Here is a 24,613-nt window from a genome sequence, read left to right as displayed (position 1 = left end):
ACTCAACATAGGATTAGCGGGAAGCGGCCAGCGGAGCGGTCGCGTTAACCATTCGTTGACCATAAAAAACTATGAAAAATCATGTGGCTAACGAACCCTTATAGCATCAGGGGCACATCTCCGTCGAACTACGGGGACAGGCGCGTCGCGCGCGTTGCGAAGCGGCATCTCGTTACCGCAGCGGTGCTGTTGGCGCCGTTCTTCGCGGGAGTCCCTCAGGCTTTCGCGCAGCAGGCGAACCAGCCGGGTTTCGATCCGCGCCAACCTCAGAAATATTTTGAGAACCAAACCGAGCGGGAATCCCTGAGCCGTCCGCCGGTCAGGCTCCCAACAATCGACCAGCCCAGCACCGGCGGCGATACCAGGCCTCAATTCGTGCTGCGCGGCGTCAACGTCAGCGGAGCCCGCGCCGTTTCCCCCGATCGCATCGCCGCGGTCTACCAGCCCTATGTCGGCAAGAAGGTTTCGCAGGCGGATCTCGCCGCGATCGCCGGCGCGATCAGCGATCTCTACCGTGCCGATGGTTTTCACTTGAGCCGTGCGATCGTGCCGCCGCAGGACATTGCCGACGGCCTGCTCCGGATCCAGGTGATCGAAGGCGCCATCGTGCAGGCCGAGCTGAAAGGCGATGGCGCCGAGCAGTTCGGCGTGAGACCGATGCTTGGGCCGGTTCTGGCTGAGCAACCGTCGCGCCTGGCAACGCTGGAACGTCAGCTCTTTCTCGTCAACGGCAGACCTGGCGTCCGGATCACCGATACCGCACTGGAGGAGATCGGCGGTGCAACCGGCCGCTTCCGCCTCATCGTCTATTTGAAGACCTGGCACGTCTTCTCGTCGTTCGGTCTGGACAATCTCGGCTCATCATCAGTCGGTCCGTGGCAGACCTATGCGACCGGCGCGTTCAACTCCTATCTCACGGCCGGCGACACGCTGGCGGTCAACCTGTCGACCATCGCCAACGACCCCCGCCAGCTTGGCTTCGCACGGCTGTCCTACGATGCACCGATCGGTGTCGACGGCGTGCGTCTCGGCGGGTCTGTCTTATACAGCGCGGTCAGGCCGGGCGATGCGCGCCGCCTCGACAGCGACATCACCACGACCGAGGCGTTCGAGCTGCGTGCCAGCATCGTCCCATTGCAGTCGCAATTGTCCTCGCTGACCCTGACCGCGGCGACGACCTTCAGCAACGTGTCCGAGCATGACCTTTACGGCCCCTGGTACAACGACCACATCAGGACCGCGAGCCTGACCGCCGACTACCGGCTCCAGGATCATTTCGGCGGCACCAATTTCGCGACGCTGATCTACCGCCAGGGCCTCGACATCTTCGGTGCCTCGCATTTCGACGACGACCTGTTGTCGCGCGATGGCGCGTCATCGAACTTCTCCGTGCTGAACCTCTGGTTCACGCGCTACCAGACGCTCAACGACGTCTGGTCGCTCAAGCTCTCCGCTGCGAGCCAGACGGCGTCACGGCCGCTGTTCACCTCGCAGCAATTCTATCTCGGCGGCGCTGCCTTCGGGCGCGGCTATGGCGCAGCCGAGATCAGCGGCGACAATGGTCTCGCCGGCTCGCTCGAACTGCGCTTCGACCAGAAGCTCAATTTCCGCTATTGGACCGGCTATCAGCTCTACGCCTTCGGTGACGCCGGCGCAGTCTGGAACCACGGTTACCGCCTGAGCGAGGGCCCGTCGCTGACCTCGGCCGGAGCTGGCGTGCGGTTCTTTCTGCCAGACGATTTCCGGGCCGATCTCGGCGTGGCCGTCCCCCTGAGCTACCGGGCGCCCGACAACGAGCGCCGCAGCCCGCGCTTCCTGTTTACTCTGTCAAGCGCGTTGCAGCTCTGCTCCGAACGCGGCAAGGGCGGTTGTCTGTAAACCCCTTGTCCTTCGCGCTGTAGCCCGCGACATGCGGCCCCTGGGCTCCGGCTCACAGCCTTGCCTAAATTTAATCCCGTAACCTGCTCACGATCGCTCGATCCGGGAGTTCCCAATGGCCATGTTCAGTCAAAAGTGATTTGAGACGGAACCATGAAAAGGGTGTTTGCAGTTCTGGCGTTTCTCTGCGTCCTCGGCGTCGGCCAGTATTTCGTCGTCAGCCGGTTCGCGATCCGCCATGAGGTGTTGACCCTGTTCGACGCCGCCCGCCAGCGGCCGATTGCGGTCGAAATCGCTGTACGGCGCGATTACGAGACCAAGGCCAATCTCGGCCTCTGGAAGCTCCCGCTCGCCATCATCAGCAACGGCAATACCGTCAAGGCCACCGAATATTCCTTCCTCGCCAACGTGCTCGCCGCGCGCGGTTATCTCGTCGCCAGCATCCAGCAGGATCTGCCGAGCGATCCGCCGCTGATGACCAAGGCCGGCCAGCAATATGTCGGTCGGCGCGAGGTCTATATCCGTTGCGAGGCCAACATCCTCTTCACCTTGGGCGAGTTGAAGCGGCGGCAGGAGAACGCCGACTACGACCACATCACGCTCGTCGGCCATTCCAACGGTGGCGACGTTTCGATGTACGTCGCCCATCAGCACCCGGAGCTGGTGTCGAAAGTGATCACGCTCGACAATCTGCGGGTACCTTTCGTGCTTAGCGACAACATGAAGATCCTGTCGTTCCGCTCGAAGGATCCGCATTTCGTAACTGATCCCGGCGTGCTGCCGACGCCAGAAGAGGCCAAGGCGCGCGGCATCGACATTATCCACACTGGCGCACAGCATACCGAGATGAGCGATCGCGGTCCCGATGCGGTCAAGGAGAAGATCCAGGCGACGCTCGACCGCTTCCTGCGCGACAGCGCCAGCAGCGCGCTCGCCCCGGCCGATACACGAAGCCCGATGATCATGAACCCCGGCGACTATTAGTCCGGCCCCTTTGCGGCAGATCAAGGCTGCCGCGAGCCGACCCCGATAGAAAGAGCCTCGTCATCTCGGAGAGGCACGTGTCGCACTCCATCGATAGCCTTGATACGAAAAGACACGATACGACAAGCTTTGGCCTGCCCGCGGCAAGGACGCCGAGATCTGCCCGGCATCTCTATCGTTCGGCTCGCAAGCTGCTGCGGTCGATCATCGCCCGCATCGACCTCTCGCAGTTTCCGGGTTCGTGTTGCGGATGAGGATGGCGTCGCTAGCCAACAACACACAGGATTGCCCCATGCACCGGCATTTGAGACGAATTTGCCTGCTGGTTGCCGTGGCCTTGAGCGTGGGCACGTCGTCCGCTCTCGCCGCCGATGCAGATCACGGCGCCGACCTTGCGAGGCGCTGGTGCGCCAGCTGCCATGTCGTGGCGAACGGCAAAACTCAGGCGAGCGCCGACCGAGTCGTTCCGAACTGAAGTCAGGCCTGCGCGCAACGGACACGAAAGAGGGGACGCACCCGAAGATGCCGAATTTCCCCTTGAGGCGGATCGAAGCCGGCGATATCGCGGCCTACATCGCATCGCTGCGTTAGCAGAGCGACCTGGTCAAGACACCTGCGACAGATGCAAATCCCTGCCTGAGAACCGACAGGGATCAGCGGAAAGGATGATGGGCGGCGAATGAGGTCCATTCGACGGCCCATCATGGACCGATACCAGTGCGGATATTCACGCGGTGCAAGTCCAATCTGTGGACGCGCCGTGAACACACCGAGAATTAGGACTTGCCCTTCCCCGGTTGCATCAGACTACCGGTCATCTGGCGCATGTGGTCTCCGGCACTGGTGAACTGGCTGCGCAGGAAATCCGATTGGATCTGCATCGCCTCCTGAAGGTCGGTCGCATGGACGAGCTTGCGGGCATGCTCGAACGCCGACTTCATGTTCTGCTCGGTGAAAGCGAGCGCCTGCTTCGAGACGTCCGCCCCCGCGCCCGGAACGGTCGTCATCGATTTGGTGGCGGCTTCGAAAAACATGCCGAATGCCTTTTCCGCTTGGTCAATCGTCTTCTCGGCCAAGTCGCGCAGTTCGGCCGGAACTTCGAGCTTCGGTTCGATCATGGTCGCACTCCTCCCGTTTTCAGAACTGAATACCACACTTGCCGGATCGCCTGCCAGCGTCCAGCCCCGGGGAAGACGTCGCCCGGCGGCCTGCTGTGGCAGGAAAACATAAGGCCGGCGCGCAAGCCGGCTCAGGACAGGGGGTGTTCGGGGAGGGTTTCTTCGGTGGCGAGGTCTTCGACGAGCTTGATGACCTCGAAACGCTGCCGGGGCGCGAGCTTCAGAAAGGCCCGGAGCAGGCGCAGGCTTTCGACGGTGCCGCTTGCAGGCGCGCCGAGCTTGAGGTGCAGCTCAGCTGCGAAATTGAGGTTCTTCATCTCGCACCTATGACAAGCATCGGACTTCGTGATCCAACATCGAGGTCCCAACTAAGAACCCAACGCCACAACTGGATGCCATAACCGGATGCTATGGCGACGGCGCGCCTTCGGCCGGGGGAAGCCCGGTGTGTTCGCACGCCGAGCTACATCTGCGGCGCGCACACCTGAACAGGTTGCAACTATGTCAAGAAACAACCCCTCCGGCAAGCCTAACGGTTGGCGCAGCGATGCTTCGTCTGCATCGCACCACGGCAATTCCGGATAACAGGAATAGGGCCGGCCGTCACCCACCTGCGTCAAGAAGCGGCATCGATCAGGCATACAGCCTCGATTGCCGTCAATCGACGCTGCGTTTCGTGTTGTTTCGGATGTGAATGGACGTTGGTGGACGCGAACCAGTGCTTCTTCAGCGTATACACGTAATTGTTGAGTCTGGCGTCGGCGGTTGTATCGTCGACGAAATAGGCGTCGATCTCGCGCTATGGATCGGCAGCCACAGCGCGGCCTTCTGACCAAGAGACAAACTATGACGTTTGGATTTCATCCAAACCCGTCCCCTCGAGCTCTTGGACTTGGACCCGCCTTTTCGCATCAGGATTCATCGGGCCCCATTTGTTTCCGGCCGTGAACCGTTTTCGAGGAGCAAACGACAAAGCGGAGGCGAAACAGTCACGCAGATCACGGGCGCCGTGGCCGATGCATTGATCGATCTGGGCGCCCCAGCACCAAAGGACGACGGCATGCTTTCTCGCTGCGATCTCATCAAGGGCGCCGCAGTCGCGCTTCTCACCTTCTCGACACAAAGCGCGTGGGCGCAGGAGACCAGGATGAACCTGTTCAAGATCGTCACCATCAAGGATGAAATCGTCGTCGGATTGTCGACGGAGGAGCTTCAGGCCCTCGGCGGCAATGATGCGAGCGCCGTTGCACATGCTCTGGCACAGAAGGGCGATCTCACCGTCTGGCAATACAACGTGCATCGCGGTCCGAACGGCGAATTGCAGCAGGCGCCGACCGCCAGAATCGGCCTTTTGGCCAACGCCTCGCTGCGAGTCGAGCCCTATGCCACGACCTACCAGATCCTACCGCATCCCTAAGCACAAGACCGGCGCGCCCACGATCGTGGTCGCGGGCGCGCCGTTGTCATCTTCGTTGCCCTGCACGCTGTCTCCCCGTTTCCGCCGCAAAGCCATAGATCACTGCCAGCCGGTCCAGGCATTCACGGAAACGTCGGGCAAAATAGTCGATCCAGCGCTGCGTACGGACGGCGCGACGCTGGCCGATCTCGTCCATGGTCAGGCCCAGCACCAACACGTCGTGCACTAGCGCGGCACCGTCTGTGCCGAGTTCGCGCTCGATCCGGTTCAGCCGCAGCACCGCCTGGCGTTGGCTCTCGGTGACCGGCTCGCGCATGCGCGCGCCATCGACATATTCGCGAGTCGGGTCCATTGCCTGAGGGCCTCGCTCGGCCTTCTCCCAATCGTCCTGGAAGGCGCGCCCGCCGCGATACTGCGCCTCGTCGATCTGACGGTGCGCATGCAGCCGGCCGAGCGGATCGCTGCGGATCGACCGCACGGCCATAATCTTCTCGCCGGGGTCGAGCGCCAGCGGATTGTCCACCTCGACTTCCGCCACCTCCGCATTGAACGGTATCTCACGTGAGCGTCGGTCGTAGACATTCGCCGATTTGAAGGAACTGTTGCGGCGGACACGTGCCACTCGGATACTCCTTGCGAATTGACGATTGAACGGACGGTCGTGAGGTCACGCGGCAGAGACCAGCCTCAGCACGACGGGGCCGGCGACGCGGGCGGATCCAGCTCCGGCGCGGCGCGTCAGGCGCGCATGCGGCGTGCAATAGCTCGAGCCCGGCTCACTTGGATGGCCGCAGAAGGTAATCTCCTCCCCGTCCTTGTCGCCACCATAGGGATAGCGACAGTCCTCGGCAGCGAGTTCGACCAACGGGACCAGGCGCGGCTGGACGCCGACGCAGCGCAATTTGACCTGCGCGGCAGGCTTCATCGCAGATTTCGGCGGCAGGTTCAGTAACGCGGGACGGTGCGGGAGGATAAGACAGGCTCCAGACGGCAGCACCGGCACGATCGACGGGCTCGTCATCCGCACCTGCACGATCAGCCCGAGCCGCTTGGCGCGGCCGACCACCGCGTTGCGCGTGTAAGCCGTTCCGAACCTTGCGTTAATCTGTCTTCCGATCTCCGCATAAGACAACCCCTTGAGAAAATAGTCGCGAAGCGCGTCGGAGTGCTCCGACGGCCAATGAGCCGGTTCCATGCTGCTGTCCTGTGATGCGCCTCCTCCGATCGCACGACCGCGAGGCGGAGCCTACATTCCGGTATTCCGAAGTCGAAGTCAAGCGATAATTCTGATATTCATAATTGCATCAATTCCGAATTTCGGATTACAAGAGACGGACGATGGACAATCGAGGGAATCACCATGTTGGACGCTGCAATGATCGAACGGGGCCTGGAAAAGACGGGCAAGAGCAAGGGCGGCCTGGCGGCTGCCATGGGCGTACGCCCCGGCGCTGTCTCGGAGATCCTCGGCGGCGAACGCCTGGTGAAGGCTTCGGAAATCATTCCGATCATGGAATATCTCGAGCTCAATCTCGCGCCGATCATGGGCCGCGTGGGGGCCGGTGCCGTGATCGAGCCGGATTATGAGCAGGTTCCCCCCGAAGGCCTTGGCGACATCGCGCTGCCCTTTCCGATCATGGAGGAGACCATCGCATTCGAGATCGTGGGCGATTCGATGCTGCCCAAATACGAGAGCGGCGACGTAATCGTAGTCTACAAGGATCAGCGCCATCCCCTGTCGAGCTTCTACGGCGAGGAGGCCGTGGTCCGGCTCAAGACCGGCGAGCGTTATCTGAAGACCATCGAACGAGGCAAATCCCCCTCCGTCGTCAATCTCAGCAGCTTCAATGCCAAGCAGATCGTCGGGGTGAAACTAGAGTGGGTCGGCGAGATCTGCCTGTCCATGCCCAAGGGGCAGCTGGAGCGGCTGCGCGCCAAGTCGGCGCGCCCGCGCAAGAGGAGCAAGTAGGCTGCAATTTCCGTTTTTACGAAATTCGCCTTGACTTGATTCCGTTTTTCGGAAATACTCTGCCGTTCCCGACCATGGGCACGGCAGGATCGTTTCATGCAGTATTTCGTCGTGATGATCGACTATGGGCGCCGCGGCCGCGAGGCAGTGGTCGACCCTGAAATCACCAGGCGCGAGGTCATTTCCCGCGTTGCCTCAGGGGAATATCGGAATATCTCGTTCATCCATGAAATCGTGGAGAATTCGGTCGAAGACGTGACCGAGGCGATCCTCGCTGAGGCTGCCCTGCCCCGGATCCCGCCCGAAGAGGTCGACCTCCAGGCTCTCCGCCTCGATCACGCCCGCGATCTGCGTAAGCACGAACGGACATAACGCAGGCCCAGGGCCGACCTTTTCCGGTCCGATCGACTCGGAACGGGCTCTGGATTTCTTATTTTGACGCGTTTTCTCTACGCGAACCGGAATCCAGTTCGCTCGAAACGCTCTGCCAGCCTGCGCCACAGCCCGGTCGGAGATCACACCGTGAGGACGGTCGATCCCGTGGTCTTGCGCGCGGCGAGATCGGCATGCGCCTTGGCGGCGTCCTTCAGTGGATAGGTCTGGCGCACCTCGATCTTGACCGCGCCGGACTTGACGACATCGAACAGCTCGCCCGCCATCGCGACCAGGCTTTCACGCTTGGCGGCGTAGGTGAACAGCGTCGGCCGGGTGACGTAGAGCGAGCCCTTCTGCGCCAGCAGACCGAGATTGAGCGGCTCGACGGCGCCGGAGGACGCACCGAACAACGCGGCGACGCCGAGCGGCGCGAGGCAATCGAGCGACTTCAAGAACGTATCCTTGCCGACCGAGTCATAGACCACCGGCACCTTCTTGCCGCCGGTGATCTCGTCCACGCGCTTCACGAAATCCTCGCGGCTATAGATGATGACATGGTCGCAGCCATGCTCCTTGGCGAGCTTGGCCTTCTCGTCGTTGCTGACGGTGCCGATCACGGTTGCGCCGAGATGCTTGGCCCACTGGGAAGAATCAGGCCGACGCCGCCGGCGGCCGCATGCAGCAGGATGGTGTCGCCGGCCTTCACCTGATAGGTCTGCCGGATCAGATATTGCGTTGTGAGCCCCTTCAGCATCATCGCCGCTGCGGTCTTGTCGTCGACACCGTCCGGCAGCTTCAGCAGTCGGTCGGCCGGGATCAGACGCGCCTCGGAATAGGCCCCGAGCGGCGAGGCGCCGTAGGCGACGCGATCGCCGGGCTTCAGATCGGTGACGCCAGGCCCGACCTCCTCGACGACGCCAGCAGCCTCGCTACCAAGCCCACTCGGCAGTTGCACCGGGTAAAGGCCCGAACGATTGTAGATGTCGACGAAGTTGAGACCGACGGCGGTATGGCGGATTCGTGCCTCGCCTGGTCCGGGCTTGCCGACACTGACTTCTTCCCAGACCAGCACTTCCGGACCACCAGTCTTATGAAAGCGAATGGCATGCGTCATGGGCGTTGCTCCCTTATCGTTGAGGTCGAAGTCCGAATATCGGATCGGGCTTTGAAATAGGTATTTGCTCCACCCGTCACAGTACAGAGACGTAACAAGAATGTCACAGCGAACGACAAACCTCCGCCGTTCCGCCTCTGTTCGAAAGAGTTGATGTCGGCCTTTCGCCGGCCGGCAGTAGCCTTCGCGCGGGTTTGGAGGTCGTCTGCGAAGGAGAGCCGAGATGCCAGCTTATGTACAGCATCATCAGGATATCGAGATCGCGCCTGTGATTTGCCCTGCTTGCATGGGGTTCCTTCCAATGTATGTGCGCGAGGTCGAACCGCATTGGAGTCTTGCCAAGATCGACTTCGTCTATGAATGCGCCGATTGCGGCGCCGAGGTCAGACAGACGATCCGCAAGCCGGAGTTGCTGCGGCACTGATCCCGCGGCCGGTTGGCCGCCCGACTATTTGCGTTGAGCGGAAAAAACGCCCATTCGCGCGGGTCTGGCCTCTCCCAAACGAGGCTTGTTCTTTGCCGTGAACGCAGGCAGAACAAGCCTCAATCAAGACCTTTGGGAGCGCCTTTTCGTGGCTGAACAGAAGCCCTCGACAGCGATCGAGGCAGTGGAGAGCGGTCTCGCCGCTCAAGGCTACATCGCGAGCCGGCAGATCGCGACCGCCGTCTATTTGTCGCAACAGATCGAGAAGCCGATCCTGGTCGAAGGACCCGCGGGCGTCGGCAAGACCGAGCTTGCCAAGGCGATCGCGGCCTGGCGCGGCCTGAAGATGATCCGCCTTCAGTGCTACGAAGGCCTCGACGAGGCCAAGGCGCTCTATGAATGGAAATACGCCAAGCAGCTTCTCTACACGCAGATCCTCAAGGACAAGCTCGGAGAAGTCCTTGGCGGCGCGCAGACTTTGCACGCTGCACTTAATCAACTCCACGATTTCGGTGACGTGTTCTTCTCCAAGGAGTTCGTCGAGCCGCGGCCGCTGCTGCAAGCGCTGGAGCAGCCGGGCGGCTGCGTGCTCCTGATCGACGAAATCGACAAGTCGGATGCGGAATTCGAATCGCTGCTGCTGGAAATTCTCTCCGATTTCCAGGTCACGATCCCCGAACTCGGCACCGTCTCCGCGATCACGCCGCCAACGGTGATCCTCACCTCCAACAGCGAGCGCGATCTCGGCGACGCCCTGAAGCGGCGCTGCCTGCATCTGCACATCGGCTTCCCCGAGCAGCGGCTCGAGGAGCGCATCGTCGAGAGCCGCGTCCCCAACATTTCGCAGACGCTGCGGCGGCAGATGGTCGGCTTCATCCACGAAATCCGCTCGCTCGACCTGAAGAAGCTGCCTTCGGTCAGCGAGACCATCGACTGGGCACGCGTGCTGGTGCTCTTGCAGGCCTCGGAGCTCGACACCGAGATCGTCAAGGACACGCTCAACGTGCTCCTGAAATACGAGGCCGACATCGAGGCGGCTCAGCCTCAGATTACGACCTTCATTGCCAAGGCAGCACGATCCAACGTCTTCGGTTGACCCCGATGCGCGAGAATATCCATCGTTTCTTCCGTGCCGCACGGGGCGCCGGGGTCCATGTCTCGCCGGCCGAAAGCATCGATGCGATGCGTGCGGTCGCGCAGGTCGGCGTCTCCGACCGGACCATCCTGCGCGATGCGCTCCTTCTGACGCTCGCCAAGTCGCAGGACGAAAAGCTCGCGCTCGGAGACTGTTTCGATCTGTTCTTCAGCCAGCCGGAGCCGCGACAGGAACAGCCTGAAGCCGACAGCAACTATGTTTCGGAGGACGCGGATCAATCTCCGTCGTCGGGCGCGGCCAGCGATGCGAGCGCCGGTTCGCCTCCCGCAGAATTGGGGCCCCTCGCGCAGATGCTGCTGTTGCAGGATCGCAACGCGATCACCGCCGCGATCGCCAGCGCCTCAGGTGCGGCCTCCCTATCCGACATCCGCTACTCCACCCAGCGCGGCATCTTCTCCAGCCGCATCCTTGACGCCATGGGGCTCCAGCGGCTGCGCGACGATCTCGAGGAGCTGACCGCGACCAATCCGGCACTGGCCGAGCGGCTTCGCGCCGCGCTCGATGCCTTGCGCGAAGCCGTCCGCGACACCGTCGCGCAGGGGCTTGCGCTCTATGCCCGCGAGGAAGCTGAAAACCTCCGCAACGAGATTCTTCGCAACGCGCCGCTTGCCCGCATCGAGCGCCGCCATGTCGCGGAGATGCGCGCTCTCATCCGCCAGATCGCACGTCGCCTGCGCGAGCGCTATTCGAAACCACGCAAGCGCCAACGGCGCGGTCCTCTCGACGTCCGCCGCACGCTGCGCCGCAATGCCGCCTGGGGCGGCATCCCCTTCTCACGGCCTGGAAGCGCAAGCATCGCGATCGGCCGAAGATCGTGGCGCTCTGCGACGTCTCGGGCTCGGTGGCGCAGGTCTCGGATTTCTTCCTGCTCCTGATCCACTCGCTGCACGAGGTGGTCGACGACGTCCATTCCTTTGCCTTCTCCTCGCATCTGATCGAAGTCAGCGACATCCTGGAATCGAAATCGCCGGAAGAAGCGATGGCCGAGATCATGTCCAAGGTCGGCTTCGGCTCCTCCGACTACGGCTCGTCGCTGGTCGATTTCGAGAAGGAGTTTATGAGCACGCTGACGCCGCAGACCACGGTGATCGTGCTGGGCGATGCCCGCAGCAACAATCTCGATCCGCGCGCCGACATCCTGCGCCGCATCTCTGAGCGCTCGAAGCGACTGGTGTGGCTCAATCCCGAAGGACGTCTCGCCTGGGGCTTTGGCGATTCCGAGATGCCGCGCTATGCGACCTTCTGCAGCGTGGTGCGCCAGTGCGCCACCGCGCAGCAGCTCGAGCGCGCGGTATCCGATATTGTGGCGACTTATCAGTAGGCCTTACCCACAGCCGACGTCAGTTTCGCCCCAGCTCCGTCTGAGCCACATTGCACTCCCGGAAATGATAGGCGATCTCGTCAAGCGCGCGCTGCTCCCATTCCTGAGCTTGCGCAAGCCAGAAAAGCCGGCGCTGCAAATCAAGCGCGGCACGCTCCCGGCACAGGGATTCCTGACTGCGAATTTCGACCAGCCTGTTCATGCACTCCACTCCTGCCGTGTGAAGCCATTCCCCGCGAATCAGCGTAACAGAATCCCGAACCCTTCGTTCTCATGATTTCTGTGCATATTGCGACGCAGAATGGGACAGCAGCGCTTCCCGTGCAGTGCGGTAGTTCGCGGACCAACATCAAGCCTACATCATCAATATGTGATCGAGGCTCGGACGGTCCTCGTGACCGAGCGGTCTTAACTCTTGTGGCGCAATGGCGTGCAGCAATTTGTGAAGAGAAGTTCTAAACGCCTCACCGAATTCCCGACTCATTGTCGTCGCACGGTCTTCATGCAGCGCCTCTAACAGAGGCGCAGGAACGGCACCACGGCTTGAGGCAACATGAGCAACGACATCGACTTCGATCTTTCGCCAGACCAATGGGAGGTTCTGAAGGCGCTTCGCGACCCGGTGCCGAACGGTCGCCTTTCCAAGGCCTATCTCATCGAGAGCCTCGTCAAGTTCGGTCTTGTCGTCGTCTGCGACGGCGTGCCGGTCATGACGCCGAATGGACGCAAGGTGCTGGTACGCGGATCGTGTCGGCTGCTGGATCTCGCGGCGTGACGCGGCCACCCGCGCGCAGAACGTGACTGTGGACCGCAAAATCGTCTGTCCACGTGACCGACGGCACCTGGAACGGTTTCCCGGCGCCGATGCGGATGCCGGTCGCACCGCAAAAAGACCGAATAGACCTCCTCCTCAGCGAAAACCGCGACAATCTGGCACGCTAGTTGCTCCTTTCGACGATCGAGACGTCGTCAAAACGGGGAGTCACCATGTCGACCATTGCCGCGGCCCCGGCCGCCGAGCCAAAGCCGCTCTACACGTCGCTGTTCGTCCAGGTCCTGGCCGCGCTGATCCTCGGCATCATTCTCGGGGTGGCCGCGCCGGATTTTGCCATCTCGCTCAAGATTCTGAGCGACGCCTTCCTGAAGCTGATTTCGATGATCGTGGCGCCGATCGTGTTCTGCGTCGTCGTGCACGGCATTGCCGGCGCGGGCGACCTCAAGAAGGTCGGACGGGTCGGCGTCAAAGCGCTGGTCTATTTCGAGGTGATGACCACAGTCGCGCTCGTGGTAGGTCTCATCCTGGCCTACACTTTCGGCCCCGGTCATGGCATGAACATCGACCCCTCGACGCTGGACGCCAAGGCGCTCAATACCTATGCCGACAACGCCCACAAGCTTCAGGGCGGCGGCATCGGCTCCTTCCTCCTCAACGTGATCCCGAGCACCTCGTTCGACGCGTTGTCGCGCAACGACGTGCTCCAGGTGCTGTTTTTCGCCGTGCTGTTCGGCGTAGGCCTCGCACTGGTCGGCGGCGAGAAGGGCAAGCTCGTGACGTCGATGATCGATGCCGCCTCGACCGTGCTGTTCCGCGTCATGGGGCTTATCGTCCGCGTTGCTCCACTTGGCGTGCTCGGCGCAGTCGCCTACACCGTCGGCAAATACGGCGTCGGCTCGCTCAAGCAGCTCGTCTCACTGGTTGCGCTGTTCTACGTCTCGGTCGGCATCTTCGTGCTGGGCGTGCTCGGCGGCGTCATGGCGCTTGCCGGCATCAACATCCTCAAATTCCTCGCCTACCTGCGCGAGGAGTTGACGATCGTGCTCGCGACCGCCTCGTCCGACGCAGTGCTGCCGCAGATCATGAAGAAGCTGGAGCGGATGGGCGTGAAGGATTCCGTCGTCGGCCTCGTGATTCCGACCGGATATTCCTTCAACCTCGACGCGTTCTCGATCTACCTGACGCTTGCGGTCGTCTTCATCGCGCAGGCGACCAACACGCCGCTGTCCTTCGGCGACCTCCTACTGGTGCTCGGCGTCTCCCTGATCACCTCCAAGGGCGCGCATGGCGTGCCGGGCTCCGCGATCGTGATTCTGGCGGCGACGCTGAACGCGGTGCCCAGCATCCCTGCGATCGGCCTCGTGCTGGTCTTGTCGGTCGACTGGTTCATCGGCATGGCTCGCGCGGTCGGCAACCTCACCGGAAATTGCGTTGCGACCGTGGTGGTGGCCGCCTGGGAAGGCGACCTCGACCGCGCCAAGGCGGCCAAGGTCCTCGACGGTGGCGAGCTTGTGGACGTGACGGCTGGGTAACGACCGCCGTTCAGTCATTCCAATGGAGGAGCGGCGTTCCATGCGCCCTCCTCCAGACAGAGAGGAAACGCGGAAACCAGGAGTGGGCCACGGCACCCTTGTAGGCCCAGGTGCGATACTTCAGGCCCCGCTCCGAGATCAGTTCCTGATAGCCGCCGTGGACTTCGGTTGCGGTGCGAATGTCCTTCAGAATTCCCTGGGCGCAGGAACGGTAGGTATCGCTGCACGAGAATTCGTCATAGTCCAGCATGCGATCCGCGAACTCGACGTTGAAAGTCGGCCAGGAGGAACGTCCCTGGTACGCGGGAGCCGCGATCTTGTGGATCATCTTGTTCCGCGGATTATCCGCGGACACCAGGAAGTGGAATGTGCCGGGGATGCGAAAGCGCGGCTCCGCAATGATCAGATCCGCCGTGGCCGCGAACAGCGCGCGCTCGGCCGGCTCGCTCATATCCCAGAAGCCGCGATGCACACTGACGAAATCCAGAGCGACCGAGGACACCGGCGAGCCTGGGGGGCCATCCAGGGAATGCCTGATATAGCCACCCTTGCCGAACAGGCGGAGCAGGTCCCTCTTGTACTGCGCCAGGTCGCGTCCGAGCCGCCGCTTCAGCTCGTTCTCGTCGATGATCCCGAGCCGCACGCCCCACACGAAGGTCGTGTAGACGCAGGCATTGGTGACGAAACGCCTGCGCTCGGCGCGCGTGTCGGTTGCCGCAGAGCGCGGAGCACTGGCATCGCACAGCAAATACGTAGAGCCATCATCGTTGAACGGCTCGAGCTCGCTTGCGAGCTGGAGGATCGCGCGCTTCAGATCACCGCAATATTCGGCCAGCAGCAGGCGACCGGCATGCACGCATTGCGACATCGCCAGATAGGATGACGCTCTCTCCTCGGCAGAGATCATCTGCCGCAGGCCGGCCAGAATGCCGAGCAGCGTATCCGAAGGGCGCGAGAAATAGTTCACGCCGAGATACCGGGCGCGCCCAGCCGGGACGATGGTCGTCGTGACGACGTTGGCGCGAACCGCTTCCAGCAGCAGGCGGACGCTCTTTTCGAGCAGACGAGCCCGGCGAACCGCATCCTGCGAATCCATGATGGTGTCGGGGTCGAGGATGTCGGGATAGAACCAGGCAAAGTCGCGCGGATAGTACGCAGAAGCGTGCGGCGCGCCCGTAACGAGAAAGGTCTCAGATACCGCAAAGGCACTGTCCATCGAGTACCGGTAGAGGTCCCCGATGGCCGTGAACGGATGATGCGACTTCCTCAGGAATCGATCACCGAGAAAGTTCACCGCCTGAAGCGCGTTGGCAACGAAGGTCGCCGCCATACCCTGGTAAAATCGGTTTTCGCCATGGGATGGAAAAGAGATGCCGCTGTTCATACGCGCCGTCGAATGTTGTCTCGTGGTCCGGCGGGACGCCGTTACGACGCTAGACCTGTCTGATTCTTATCTCTAGCCGGTGACGTGAGGAGCCGATTTACCCTTGCCGCGGCCGAAATTCTCGATCAGCCCCAGCAACACTCGCGCGCCGGCGTCGGCATCGGCGAGCTCGACATGCTCGTCGGGGTGATGGCTGATTCCGCCGCGGCAGCGAACGAAGATCATGCCGACGTCGGCAATGTCGATCATGGCCATGCCGTCATGCCCCGCCCCGCTCGGCAGCTCGAACACGGAAAAACCTTCCGCTTTGATCGCCTGCGCGATCTGCTCCTTGAGCCAGGGCGCGCAGGGCGCGGTGCGGTTCTCGTGGGTGACGTCGAGCTGAAGTGTCAATTGGCGGCGCTTTGCGATGGCCTCGATCTGCCTCACGACATCGGCGACCGCGCGCTTGCGGTGCATGTCGGTCGGCGCCCGCATATCGATGGTGAACGACACCTCGCCCGGGATGACGTTGGTTGCGCCGGGCCTCGCCTGGATGTAGCCGACGGTGCCGACCAGCCCACCCTCGTCGGTGCGGCAAAACTGCTCGATCGCACCGATGCATTCGGCCGCGCCCGCCAACGCATCGCGCCGGAGTGCCATCGGCACCGTGCCTGCGTGCCCCGCCATGCCGGTCAGCCGCGCGGCAAGCCTTGTCGCGCCCGCGATCGCAGTGACAACTCCGACGGGGAGGTTTTGCGTTTCCAGCACCGGCCCCTGCTCGATGTGCAGCTCGAGATAGGCAAGCAGCTCGCGCCGGGCCCGCGCGGCCGCGCCGATATGATCGGGGTCGAGCCCGAACTGCACCAGCGCATCGCGCATCGCGACGCCATCGCTGTCGCGTGTGTTGAGGACGCTTTCGTCAAAAGTGCCGGCCACGGCGCGGCTGCCGAGCAGGGTCGAGGCAAAGCGCACCCCTTCCTCATCCGCAAAACCGACGATTTCGATCGCGAACGGCAGGCGCTTGCCGCGGCGGTTGAGATCGGCGACGCAGGCGATCGCCGTGATCACGCCCAACGGCCCGTCCCATTTGCCGGCATCGCGCACGGTGTCGTAGTGCGAGCCGAGCATCAGGCAGGGCGCACCCGGCCGCTCCCCTTCGTAGCGCCCGCAGACATTGCCGATCGCGTCGAGACGCGCGCTCATGCCGGCGTCGCGCATCCAGCTCAGGATGAGGTCCGCGGCCTTGCGCAGCTCGCCGGTCAGATAGATGCGGGTGAGCTTGTCGCCTTCTTCCGAGATCGCCGCGAGCTCGTTGATTCTTCGCACGATCTCTTCGCCGAGCGAACCATTATGAACGGCGGTACCAGCAGCCATCTCGGCGGGCTTTCCATCTCTTGGGACCGCGGCGACGGCGGTCCTGGCGGCAATCGATTCAAGTTCGGTGCCAGCGAAATCACGCTGTCGACATCGTTCCGATCAGCGCGTGGTTAGCATGAATGCGGTTGCCGGCAGACCACCCGACCCTCGTCATGCACATGTCCAAGCCGGTTAAGACTGCTTAACTCCATTGCATACAATTATAAAATACTGCCTATATTTTCATCTGCTGCTTTCCTGATCAAGCTCGGATCACCGAAAAGCAAATTACTCTCAATAACTTAAGTAGAAATCCTCCCTCGGTAGCCTCTGGCACGAAGCTTGCGACAATCTATCCCGGGCTCCGCCAGACCGGCGCAGCGCGAGATGAGGCGGTGCATCCGCCAAGGGGAGCAAGCAATGGAATTTGGCAGGGTCTCACGACGTCATTTGTTGCAGGGCGGCGCGGCCGTCACCCTCGGTGCGGCGACGGGCATTCGTCCGGCCTTCGCGGCCGAGACCACCATCGGATTCATCTACGTCGGCTCGCGGGACGACTATGGCTACAACCAGGCGCATGCGCAGGGCGCGGCGGCGCTGAAGAAGATTCCCGGCCTCAAAGTCGTGGAAGAAGAGAAGGTGCCGGAGACCGACGCGGTCGAGAAGACGATCGAGTCCATGATCAATCTCGACGGCGCCACCCTGCTCTTCCCGACCTCGTTCGGCTACTACAATCCTCACATGGTCAAGATGGCCAACAAATTCCCGAAGCTGCACTTCGAGCACTGCGGCGGCCTGTGGAGCGACAAGGACCCGAAAAACGCCGGCAGCTATTTCGGCTACATCGATGAAGCCCAATACATCTCGGGCATCGTCGCCGGCTACAGCTCAAGAGCGGCAAGCTCGGCTTCGTAGCGGCCAAGCCGATCCCGCAGGTGCTGCGCAACATCAACGCCTTCGCGCTCGGCGCGAGGCTTGCCAATCCCAAGGCCACCACGCAAGTGATCTTCACTGGTGACTGGTCGATGCCGGTCAAGGAAGCCGAGGCCACCAACAGCCTGATCGATCAGGGCGTCGACGTCCTCACCTGCCATGTCGATGGTCCCAAGACCATGGTCGAGAACGCCGCGCGTCGGGGCGCCATGGTGTGCGGCTATCACGTCAACCAGTCGCCGCTCGCGCCAAAAGCGTATCTCACGGGCGCCGAGTGGAACTGGGAAGCGCTGTACCCCAAGTTCGTCAAGATGATCGCCGCCGGCGAGAGCATCCCGAACTTCTATCGCGGCGGCCTCAAGGAGGAGATCGTCAAGACCTCGCCCTATGGCGAAGCGGTCTCCGCCGAGGCGCGCAAGCACGCCGACGACGTCAAGGCCAAGTTCTTGTCCGGTGACGGCTACGCCATCTTCAAGGGAGGGCTGGTCGACAACAAGGGCAAGACGGTGATCGCGGCCGGCACCGATCGCGGCCAGAAGGATCCCGAACTCGAGAAGATGGACTATCTCGTGGAGGGCGTGGTCGGGGCGACTTCGTGACGACGGAAGCTGCAGATCTCGCTGAAGCGGTCGGGACCGTTGCCCCGGCCGCCGATCCGGGATTCCTCCAGCGTCACGGCGGAGCGATCGAATATATCCTGATCCCGGGCGCGGCGCTGGCCGGCGCGCTCGGGGTCTTCGGCATCTTGGTCGCGATGTTCGGCAAGAGCCCGCTCGACCTCTATTTCTACATGTACTACGGCGCGTTCGGCACCTGGTTCTCATGGCAGAACACGTTGACGCGCGCGGCGCCGCTGATCCTTACCGCACTCTGCACGGCGCTGCCCGCGCAGCTCGGCATGGTCATCATCGGCGGCGAAGGCGCACTCCTGATCGGCGCGCTGTCGGCAACCAGCGCAGCACTGGTGCTTCAGGGCATGCCGCCGCTTATCGTGCAAATCGCCATGGTCGTCGCCGGCGTGATCGGCGGCGGCCTCTGGGTCATGCTTTCGGGCGCGCTACGGCAATATCGCGGCGTCAACGAAACGATCTCGAGCCTGCTGCTCGTCTATATCGCGCTCGCGGTCCTCAACCATCTCGTCGAAGGCGCGATGCGCGACCCCGGCAGCCTGAACAAGCCGTCGACCCGCGAGATCGGCGCGGCCAACATGATCGGATCGATCCCCGGCACCGATGTGCATTGGGGTCTCGTGTTCGGACTGATCGCCGCGTTCGCCGCCTATATCCTGATCTATCACACTGTGTTTGGCTTCGCCGCGCGTGTTGCCGGCGGCAACATCCGCGCTGCGAAGATCGTCGGTCTCAATGTCAGCAAGCTGATCCTGATCGTCTGCTTCCTCGCCGGCGGCGCCGCGGGCCTTGCAGGCATGGTCGAGGTCGCCGCGGTGCAGGGGCGCACCAACGCGAACCTCGCCGCAGGCTACGGCTTCACAGGGATTCTCGTCGCCTTCCTGGCGCGGCAAAATCCGCTCGCCATTATCCCCGTCGCGATCCTGCTCGGTGGTATCAGCGCCAGCGGCGGGCTGTTGCAGCGCCGCCTCGGATTGCCGGATGCATCCGTGCTGGTGCTGCAAGGCATCATCTTCGTCTTCGTGCTGTCCAGCGATGCGCTCTACGGCCGCATCGGGTTTCTGAAGGGAAAGTCCTGAGATGGCAGACGGCTCGATCGGACTCTGGACCGTTCCGCTCGCCGTGCTCGGCGGCGCCATTCGAGTCTCGACCCCGTTCCTGTTCGTGAGCCTGGGCGAATGCATCACCGAGCGCTCCGGCCGCATCAATCTCGGCCTCGAAGGCACGCTGGTAATGGGCGCGATGAGCGCCTACGGGATTTCCTACCTTACGGGATCGCCGTGGCTCGGCGTGCTCGCCGCTGGCATCACCGGCGCGCTTCTGGGCGCGCTGCATGCCGGCATCTGCTCGTTGCCGCGCGTCAACGACATTGCGGTTGGCATCGCCTTGATGCTGTTCGGCACCGGCCTAGCTTTCTACCTCGGCAAACCGTTGATCGAGCCGACGGCACCTCGACTGCCCGCAATCGATTTCGGCTGGTGGAGCGACATTCCGCAGGTGCGCGCGGCCCTACGGGTCAACGTGTTGTTCCTGATTGGTGTCGCGCTCGCCCCAACTCTCTACTGGGCCTTCCGGACCACGCGCTGGGGCCTCCTGATCCGCACCGCCGGCGAGAGTTCGGACGCCGCGCGTGCGATCGGCCACTCCGTGCTGCTGATCCGCTTGCGCGCGACCATGGTCGGCGGCTTCCTCGCCGGCATCGGTGGCTCCTTTCTGTCGCTGTTCTATCCCGGAAGCTGGAACGAGGGCCTGTCCTCGGGCCAGGGCATCACGGCCGTGGCGCTCGTGATCTTCGCGCTGGGACCCCTTGCTGTGTCTCTGGGCCTCGCTCGCTTTCGGTGGCGCCGCAGCGCTGGGACCCGCGTTGCAATCGGTCGGCGTCACCTCCGGCTACCACCTCTTCAACGCAGCCCCCTACCTCCTGACGCTGGCGATCATGATCATCACCTGCTCGCCGAAACGCACGTTGACCGGAGCCCCGGCCGAATTGTCGATCACCCGCTAGAGAGCGAAATCATGCCCGAGCGCACCATCAAGTCCGAACCCTATGCATGGCCCTATAACGGCGATCTGCGCCCCGAGAACACCGCGCTCATCATCATCGACATGCAGACCGATTTCTGCGGCGTCGGCGGCTATGTGGACAAGATGGGCTATGATCTCTCACTGACGCGGGCGCCGATCGAGCCGATCAAGAAACTGCTGACGGCAATGCGCGCTCAAGGCTTTCACATCATCCATACCCGCGAAGGCCACCGTCCCGATCTCTCTGATCTTCCTGCCAACAAGCGCTGGCGTTCCCGGCAGATCGGCGCCGGCATCGGCGATCCCGGCCCATGCGGCCGGATCCTGGTGCGCGGCGAGCCCGGGTGGGACATCATCCCCGAGCTCGCGCCGCTGCCCGGCGAACCCATCATCGACAAGCCCGGCAAGGGTTCGTTCTGCGCCACCGATCTGGAGCTGATCCTGCGCGTGCGCGGCATCGAGAACATCGTGCTCACCGGGATCACCACCGACGTCTGCGTTCACACCACCATGCGTGAGGCCAACGACCGCGGCTTCGAATGCGTGCTGTTGCATGACTGCTGCGGTGCGACCGACAAGAGCAACCACGATCACGCGCTGAAGATGATCAAGATGCAGGGCGGCGTGTTCGGTGCGGTCTCGACCTCCGACGCCTTCATCGGAGCGATTTCGTGATCGTCGGCGAAACGCCACCGCCATCGGGCGCCTTCGGCGTCGATGCCATCGCCATGACCATGCGTTTCGGCGATTTCCTGGCGCTGGACAATGTCGCGCTGAAAGTGCGGCCGGGTTCGTTCCATGCGTTGCTCGGCGAGAACGGCGCCGGCAAGTCGACCCTCGTCAAATGTATCATGGGCTATTACCACGCCACCGAGGGTGACATTCTCGTCGGCGGGCGCGAGCAGGCGATCGGAAATCCAAAGGACGCCCACGCACTCGGCCTCGGCATGGTCTACCAGCATTTCACGCTGGTGCCCGCGATGACGGTCGCCGAAAATCTGGTGCTGGCGCGCGATGACGTGCCGGCCGTGCTGAACTGGCCGAAGGAGATGAAGGAGCTCGAGGCCTTTCTCGCGCGCATGCCGTTCAAGGTACCGCTCAGGTCAAAAGTCGCCGACATCTCCGCGGGCGAACGGCAGAAATGCGAGATCCTGAAGCAGCTCTACCTGAAGCGTCGCTTCCTGATCCTGGACGAGCCGACCTCGGTGCTGACCCCGGCGGAAGCCGACGAGGTGCTTGGCATGCTCCGCGACATGGTCGTCAAGGGCGAGCTGACCATCCTGATGATCACGCACAAGTTCCGCGAGGTCATGGCCTTCGCCGACGACGTCACAATCCTGCGCCGCGGCAAGCTCGCCGGTGCCGGCAAGGTTTCCGAACTGACGCCGGACGCGATGGCGCGCACCATGATCAGCGCCGAGGAGCTGATGGTGCAGCCGCCACGCACCGGTGAGGCCGGCAAGGCGAGGCTGGAGGTGGCGAAGATGCGCGCGCGCGACGACGCCGGCGCCATCGCCGTGCATGACGTCTCCCTCACGGTCCGTGCCGGCGAGATCGTCGGCATCGCCGGCGTCTCCGGCAACGGCCAGCGCCAGCTCGTCGAGGTGCTGGCCGGGCAGCGCGGGGCTGAGAGTGGCGAGATCCGCGTCGCCGGCGATCCCTATCACGCCAGCCGCGAGGAGATGCGGCGGCACAATATGTCACTCCTGCCGGAGGAGCCGCTGAAGAACGCCTGTGTCGGCGGCATGAGCGTCGCCGACAACATCGCCTTCCGCGAATTCGACCGCGCGCCTTTCGCTAGCCTCGGCTGGTGGCTCAACCGCGGTGCCTTCCGCGTCGACGCGCGGAAGAAGATCGCCCAGTACAAGATCAAGACCCGCACGCCCGACACGCCGATCTCGGCGCTGTCGGGCGGCAATGTCCAGCGCGCCGTGCTGGCCCGTGAGCTCGGCGGCGACGTCGAGGTGCTGATCGCGGCCAATCCCTGCTTCGGGCTCGATTTCGCGGCGGTAGCGCAAATCCATGCCGAGATCATGGCCGCGCGCAACCGCGGCGCCGCGGTGCTGTTGGTCAGCGAGGACCTCGACGAACTCCTTGAACTCTCCGATCGGCTGGTGGTGATGTTCCACGGCGAATTCGTGTATGAAGCACGGACCAGCGAAGCCGATCTCACCGTGGTCGGCCGGCACATGGCGGGGCATTGACCAGGGAAGAGCGATGAGCGGCGGGTCCGAACGTGACGAGCACTTCCTCCGCCTTTCCTTCGCGGTCGCCCGCCGTTCCCTCACGCACGGCAACCATCCCTTCGGCTGCATCGTGGTCGATGCCGAGGGCAAGGTCCTGATCGAGGCCGAGAACGGCTACATGCCGGATCACGACGGCACCGCGCATGCCGAGCGCCTCGCCGCCACGCAGGCCTGCCGCACGCTTGGCCGCGAGGTGTTGGCGAGAGCCACGCTCTATTCCTCCGCCGAGCCCTGCGCGATGTGCGCCGGCGCGATCTACTGGGCCGGCATCGGCCGTGTCGTCTATGGCCTCAGCGAGCACCGCCTGCGCGGCATCACCGGCGATCATCCGGAGAACCCGACGCTCGACTTGCCCTGTTGCGAAGTCTTTGCCAGCGGCCAGCGGCCGACAGAGGTTGCGGGGCCGCTGCTCGAAGACGAGGCCGAAGCGCTGCACGACGGCGTGTGGACGAAGTAGCAAACACCAATTCAATTTCGTAGAGCGGATTGCGCCTACGGCTCATCCCCGACCTTCCTGCCCACAAACGAAGATGACGCCGCGGAGGTTTGACGCGGCGCCATCGTCGTTCACCTGAAGCGTGTCAGGTGGCTAGAATTTCACAGTGACACCGGAGTAGAGCGAGGACTCGGTGCAGGAGCCGGTGCTCACCCTCGCGCCACCGGCCAAAGTGGTGCAGGCCACCGCGTTGTTGTGATCGAGGCCGAACTTGTTCTGCCAATACCGGTAGGCGACCCAGACGTCCACGAAGTGCGAGTACTTCTCACCCCACACCGCCTTCGAGGCATCGAGGGTCAGGCGGATCGGCTCGGAGTTGAACTCGACCTTGGTGGGATAGACGCCGTTGGCGACGCTGGCGGGAAGCGGCTCAGTGTCGGTGCCCTTCTTGCCGTACCACGCCGCGCGGCCGCTGATCGAGAAATACTGCATGTTCTGCGGCAGGAAGCCGAGGTCCATATAGTAGTTGGTTTCGATCGCCCAGGTCGGCTTGAACGACGTGTTGCCGTCGGCAATACATGGAGCGGACCAGCCGGCGCCGCACTGCGAGAAGGAGTTGTGGTTGGCGAACTCCCAATACACCAGCGGCGCGACGTTGAAGTAGCCCTTGTAGGGAAGATCGAAGGCGAACTGCAGACCGGCAACGACGTCGCGCTTGGCGGCGCCGAAATAGCGGTTCTCCGTGTTGGCATCCATGCCAATCTCGAACGAGATATTGTGCAGCGGGCCCTGCGTGAAAGCCTTGGTGTTGAAGATCTCGTTCCAGCCGAAGGTCGAGCGGAAAAGACCGTAGATTTCTGTCGCGCCGGCACAGCTCGTCGGCGTCGCAGCGAAGCCCGCAGCCGGCGAAACGACCACGCCTGTGGCGGTACACGGGCCGGCCGGATCATTGTGGTCCGACTTGAACATCGAGATGGTGAAGAAGTTGGTGCCGTAGGTCCAGGCATCGAAGTGGGTGAAGGAGTAGACCTGCTTCGTCGTCTTGGCGTTGATCACGCCGTTGGTGTTGGTGAACGCACCGGGCTGCGAGGCATTGAAGATGTAGGAGAAGGTGACGCGGTCGTCGATCACCAGGAAGAACGGAAGGTCGGCCGCCTTCTTGGCAGCCTTGACCGGCAGATCCGCCGCCTGAGCCAGGCCACCGGTAGCAACCGTAGCAAGTGACAGCGCGCCTGCTGCAATTGCCTTGAAACGAAACGACATCCTGAATACCCCCAAGTTTGGACACGTAAAAATGAACGTCCCTTGGGTGCGACACTTGCGCCGATCTCCCGGAGTGAGAAGCCTCAACTTGTTTCAAGGCATGCCGCTTGTTTGCACAGGGCGCGGCGTTTCACCGGCCGATTTGGAAGGCCAACCTCACCGCCACGCCGTCGGCCGAGAGCGACCCATTGCCGGATATCCCCATTTGATTTCGTTCGCCTTTTCATGTCGACCGGACAAGGCAAACAAGATGGGTGGAAGCTACTGTCGCGGTGTTCGCAAATGCATACGCGTGC

21 protein-coding genes and 5 pseudogenes are annotated in these 24,613 nt (G+C 62.8%); 17 read left to right on the top strand and 9 right to left on the bottom strand.

Annotation, left to right across the window (positions count from 1 at the left end):
• Window positions 1-81: 81 nt before the first annotated feature.
• The 3 genes and pseudogenes from AB3L03_RS28585 (at window position 82) to AB3L03_RS28575 (ending at window position 3,453) form a co-directional block, all read left to right on the top strand.
• Complete coding sequence (locus AB3L03_RS28585) at window positions 82-1,878, top strand: ShlB/FhaC/HecB family hemolysin secretion/activation protein (RefSeq protein ID WP_368507378.1); 1,797 nt, start codon at window positions 82-84, stop codon at window positions 1,876-1,878.
• 153 nt (window positions 1,879-2,031) lie between these two features.
• Window positions 2,032-2,862: an alpha/beta fold hydrolase gene (locus AB3L03_RS28580; protein WP_085384826.1), complete on the top strand. Its 831-nt coding sequence runs from the start codon at window positions 2,032-2,034 to the stop codon at window positions 2,860-2,862.
• A gap of 292 nt (window positions 2,863-3,154) precedes the next feature.
• Window positions 3,155-3,453, top strand: a pseudogene (locus tag AB3L03_RS28575) (cytochrome c).
• Between the two features lie 185 nt (window positions 3,454-3,638).
• On the opposite strand, the gene AB3L03_RS28570 reads toward AB3L03_RS28575, so the two are convergent.
• Window positions 3,639-3,980: a phasin gene (locus AB3L03_RS28570; protein ID WP_368507377.1), complete on the bottom strand. Its 342-nt coding sequence runs from the start codon at window positions 3,978-3,980 to the stop codon at window positions 3,639-3,641.
• A 131-nt stretch (window positions 3,981-4,111) separates the two neighbouring features.
• Window positions 4,112-4,297: a hypothetical protein gene (locus AB3L03_RS28565; RefSeq protein WP_007612798.1), complete on the bottom strand. Its 186-nt coding sequence runs from the start codon at window positions 4,295-4,297 to the stop codon at window positions 4,112-4,114.
• A gap of 743 nt (window positions 4,298-5,040) precedes the next feature.
• On the opposite strand from AB3L03_RS28565, the gene AB3L03_RS28560 reads away from it, so the two are divergent.
• Window positions 5,041-5,397: a hypothetical protein gene (locus AB3L03_RS28560; RefSeq protein ID WP_026233220.1), complete on the top strand. Its 357-nt coding sequence runs from the start codon at window positions 5,041-5,043 to the stop codon at window positions 5,395-5,397.
• A gap of 46 nt (window positions 5,398-5,443) precedes the next feature.
• Here the strand turns inward: AB3L03_RS28560 and AB3L03_RS28555 are convergent, their stop codons facing one another.
• Entirely contained in the window at window positions 5,444-6,019 is a 576-nt protein-coding gene (locus AB3L03_RS28555) for a hypothetical protein (protein ID WP_247393641.1), read from the bottom strand.
• Window positions 6,020-6,064: 45 nt separating this feature from the next.
• Complete coding sequence (locus AB3L03_RS28550; RefSeq protein WP_247542990.1) at window positions 6,065-6,592, bottom strand: GcrA family cell cycle regulator; 528 nt, start codon at window positions 6,590-6,592, stop codon at window positions 6,065-6,067.
• A gap of 165 nt (window positions 6,593-6,757) precedes the next feature.
• Here AB3L03_RS28550 and AB3L03_RS28545 point away from each other — a divergent pair, with 165 nt between their 5' ends.
• Window positions 6,758-7,366, top strand: a complete 609-nt coding sequence (locus AB3L03_RS28545; RefSeq protein ID WP_007612810.1) for a S24 family peptidase — start codon at window positions 6,758-6,760, stop codon at window positions 7,364-7,366.
• 96 nt (window positions 7,367-7,462) lie between these two features.
• Window positions 7,463-7,738, top strand: coding sequence for a hypothetical protein (locus tag AB3L03_RS28540; RefSeq protein WP_368507376.1), 276 nt, complete (start codon window positions 7,463-7,465; stop codon window positions 7,736-7,738).
• A 143-nt stretch (window positions 7,739-7,881) separates the two neighbouring features.
• On the opposite strand, the pseudogene AB3L03_RS28535 reads toward AB3L03_RS28540, so the two are convergent.
• A pseudogene (locus AB3L03_RS28535) lies at window positions 7,882-8,855 on the bottom strand (quinone oxidoreductase).
• A 223-nt stretch (window positions 8,856-9,078) separates the two neighbouring features.
• Here AB3L03_RS28535 and AB3L03_RS28530 point away from each other — a divergent pair.
• The 3 genes and pseudogenes from AB3L03_RS28530 to AB3L03_RS28520 all read left to right on the top strand — a co-directional run bounded on the left by AB3L03_RS28530 (window position 9,079) and on the right by AB3L03_RS28520 (window position 11,756).
• A complete protein-coding gene (locus tag AB3L03_RS28530; protein ID WP_007612817.1) occupies window positions 9,079-9,279 on the top strand; it encodes a hypothetical protein in 201 nt (66 codons plus the stop codon).
• A 148-nt stretch (window positions 9,280-9,427) separates the two neighbouring features.
• Entirely contained in the window at window positions 9,428-10,375 is a 948-nt protein-coding gene (locus tag AB3L03_RS28525) for a MoxR family ATPase (protein WP_007601482.1), read from the top strand.
• 5 nt (window positions 10,376-10,380) lie between these two features.
• Window positions 10,381-11,756: pseudogene (locus AB3L03_RS28520) on the top strand (VWA domain-containing protein).
• Window positions 11,757-11,775: 19 nt separating this feature from the next.
• On the opposite strand, the gene AB3L03_RS28515 reads toward AB3L03_RS28520, so the two are convergent.
• The gene (locus AB3L03_RS28515; protein WP_018456679.1) at window positions 11,776-11,958 is read right to left on the bottom strand and encodes a hypothetical protein; all 183 of its coding nucleotides are present in this window, start codon (window positions 11,956-11,958) and stop codon (window positions 11,776-11,778) included.
• A 351-nt stretch (window positions 11,959-12,309) separates the two neighbouring features.
• Here AB3L03_RS28515 and AB3L03_RS28510 point away from each other — a divergent pair, with 351 nt between their 5' ends.
• A complete protein-coding gene (locus AB3L03_RS28510) occupies window positions 12,310-12,531 on the top strand; it encodes a hypothetical protein (protein ID WP_368507375.1) in 222 nt (73 codons plus the stop codon).
• Window positions 12,532-12,743: 212 nt separating this feature from the next.
• Entirely contained in the window at window positions 12,744-14,063 is a 1,320-nt protein-coding gene (locus AB3L03_RS28505; protein ID WP_018456682.1) for a dicarboxylate/amino acid:cation symporter, read from the top strand.
• A gap of 10 nt (window positions 14,064-14,073) precedes the next feature.
• Here AB3L03_RS28505 and AB3L03_RS28500 read toward each other — a convergent pair whose 3' ends face one another.
• Complete coding sequence (locus AB3L03_RS28500) at window positions 14,074-15,447, bottom strand: hypothetical protein (RefSeq protein WP_204511913.1); 1,374 nt, start codon at window positions 15,445-15,447, stop codon at window positions 14,074-14,076.
• Window positions 15,448-15,519: 72 nt separating this feature from the next.
• Window positions 15,520-16,803 carry an allantoate amidohydrolase gene (locus AB3L03_RS28495; protein ID WP_204511914.1) on the bottom strand — a complete coding sequence of 428 codons (1,284 nt, stop codon included), beginning with the start codon at window positions 16,801-16,803 and terminating at the stop codon, window positions 15,520-15,522.
• A gap of 402 nt (window positions 16,804-17,205) precedes the next feature.
• Here AB3L03_RS28495 and AB3L03_RS28490 point away from each other — a divergent pair.
• The 6 genes and pseudogenes from AB3L03_RS28490 (at window position 17,206) to AB3L03_RS28465 (ending at window position 23,075) form a co-directional block, all read left to right on the top strand.
• Window positions 17,206-18,317 (top strand): annotated as a pseudogene (locus AB3L03_RS28490) (BMP family ABC transporter substrate-binding protein).
• Window positions 18,314-19,426 (top strand): ABC transporter permease, encoded by a 1,113-nt coding sequence (locus AB3L03_RS28485; protein WP_368507374.1) that lies wholly within the window; start codon window positions 18,314-18,316, stop codon window positions 19,424-19,426. The pseudogene AB3L03_RS28490 and the gene AB3L03_RS28485 overlap by 4 nt, the downstream one beginning before the upstream one ends.
• A gap of 1 nt (window position 19,427) precedes the next feature.
• Window positions 19,428-20,352 (top strand): annotated as a pseudogene (locus AB3L03_RS28480) (ABC transporter permease).
• 11 nt (window positions 20,353-20,363) lie between these two features.
• On the top strand, window positions 20,364-21,047 hold the full coding sequence (locus AB3L03_RS28475; RefSeq protein WP_085361056.1) for a cysteine hydrolase family protein: 684 nt from the start codon (window positions 20,364-20,366) through the stop codon (window positions 21,045-21,047).
• Window positions 21,044-22,576, top strand: coding sequence for an ABC transporter ATP-binding protein (locus AB3L03_RS28470; RefSeq protein ID WP_317245917.1), 1,533 nt, complete (start codon window positions 21,044-21,046; stop codon window positions 22,574-22,576). The genes AB3L03_RS28475 and AB3L03_RS28470 overlap by 4 nt, the downstream gene beginning before the upstream one ends.
• Window positions 22,577-22,589: 13 nt before the next feature.
• Window positions 22,590-23,075 carry a nucleoside deaminase gene (locus AB3L03_RS28465; protein WP_368507373.1) on the top strand — a complete coding sequence of 162 codons (486 nt, stop codon included), beginning with the start codon at window positions 22,590-22,592 and terminating at the stop codon, window positions 23,073-23,075.
• Window positions 23,076-23,207: 132 nt separating this feature from the next.
• On the opposite strand, the gene AB3L03_RS28460 is transcribed toward AB3L03_RS28465, so the two are convergent.
• Complete coding sequence (locus AB3L03_RS28460; protein WP_085350622.1) at window positions 23,208-24,317, bottom strand: hypothetical protein; 1,110 nt, start codon at window positions 24,315-24,317, stop codon at window positions 23,208-23,210.
• Window positions 24,318-24,613 lie beyond the last annotated feature (296 nt).

This window comes from Bradyrhizobium lupini, assembly GCF_040939785.1.
Lineage (GTDB): Bacteria > Pseudomonadota > Alphaproteobacteria > Rhizobiales > Xanthobacteraceae > Bradyrhizobium > Bradyrhizobium canariense_D.
This window is presented reverse-complemented; position numbering and strand designations above follow the sequence as displayed.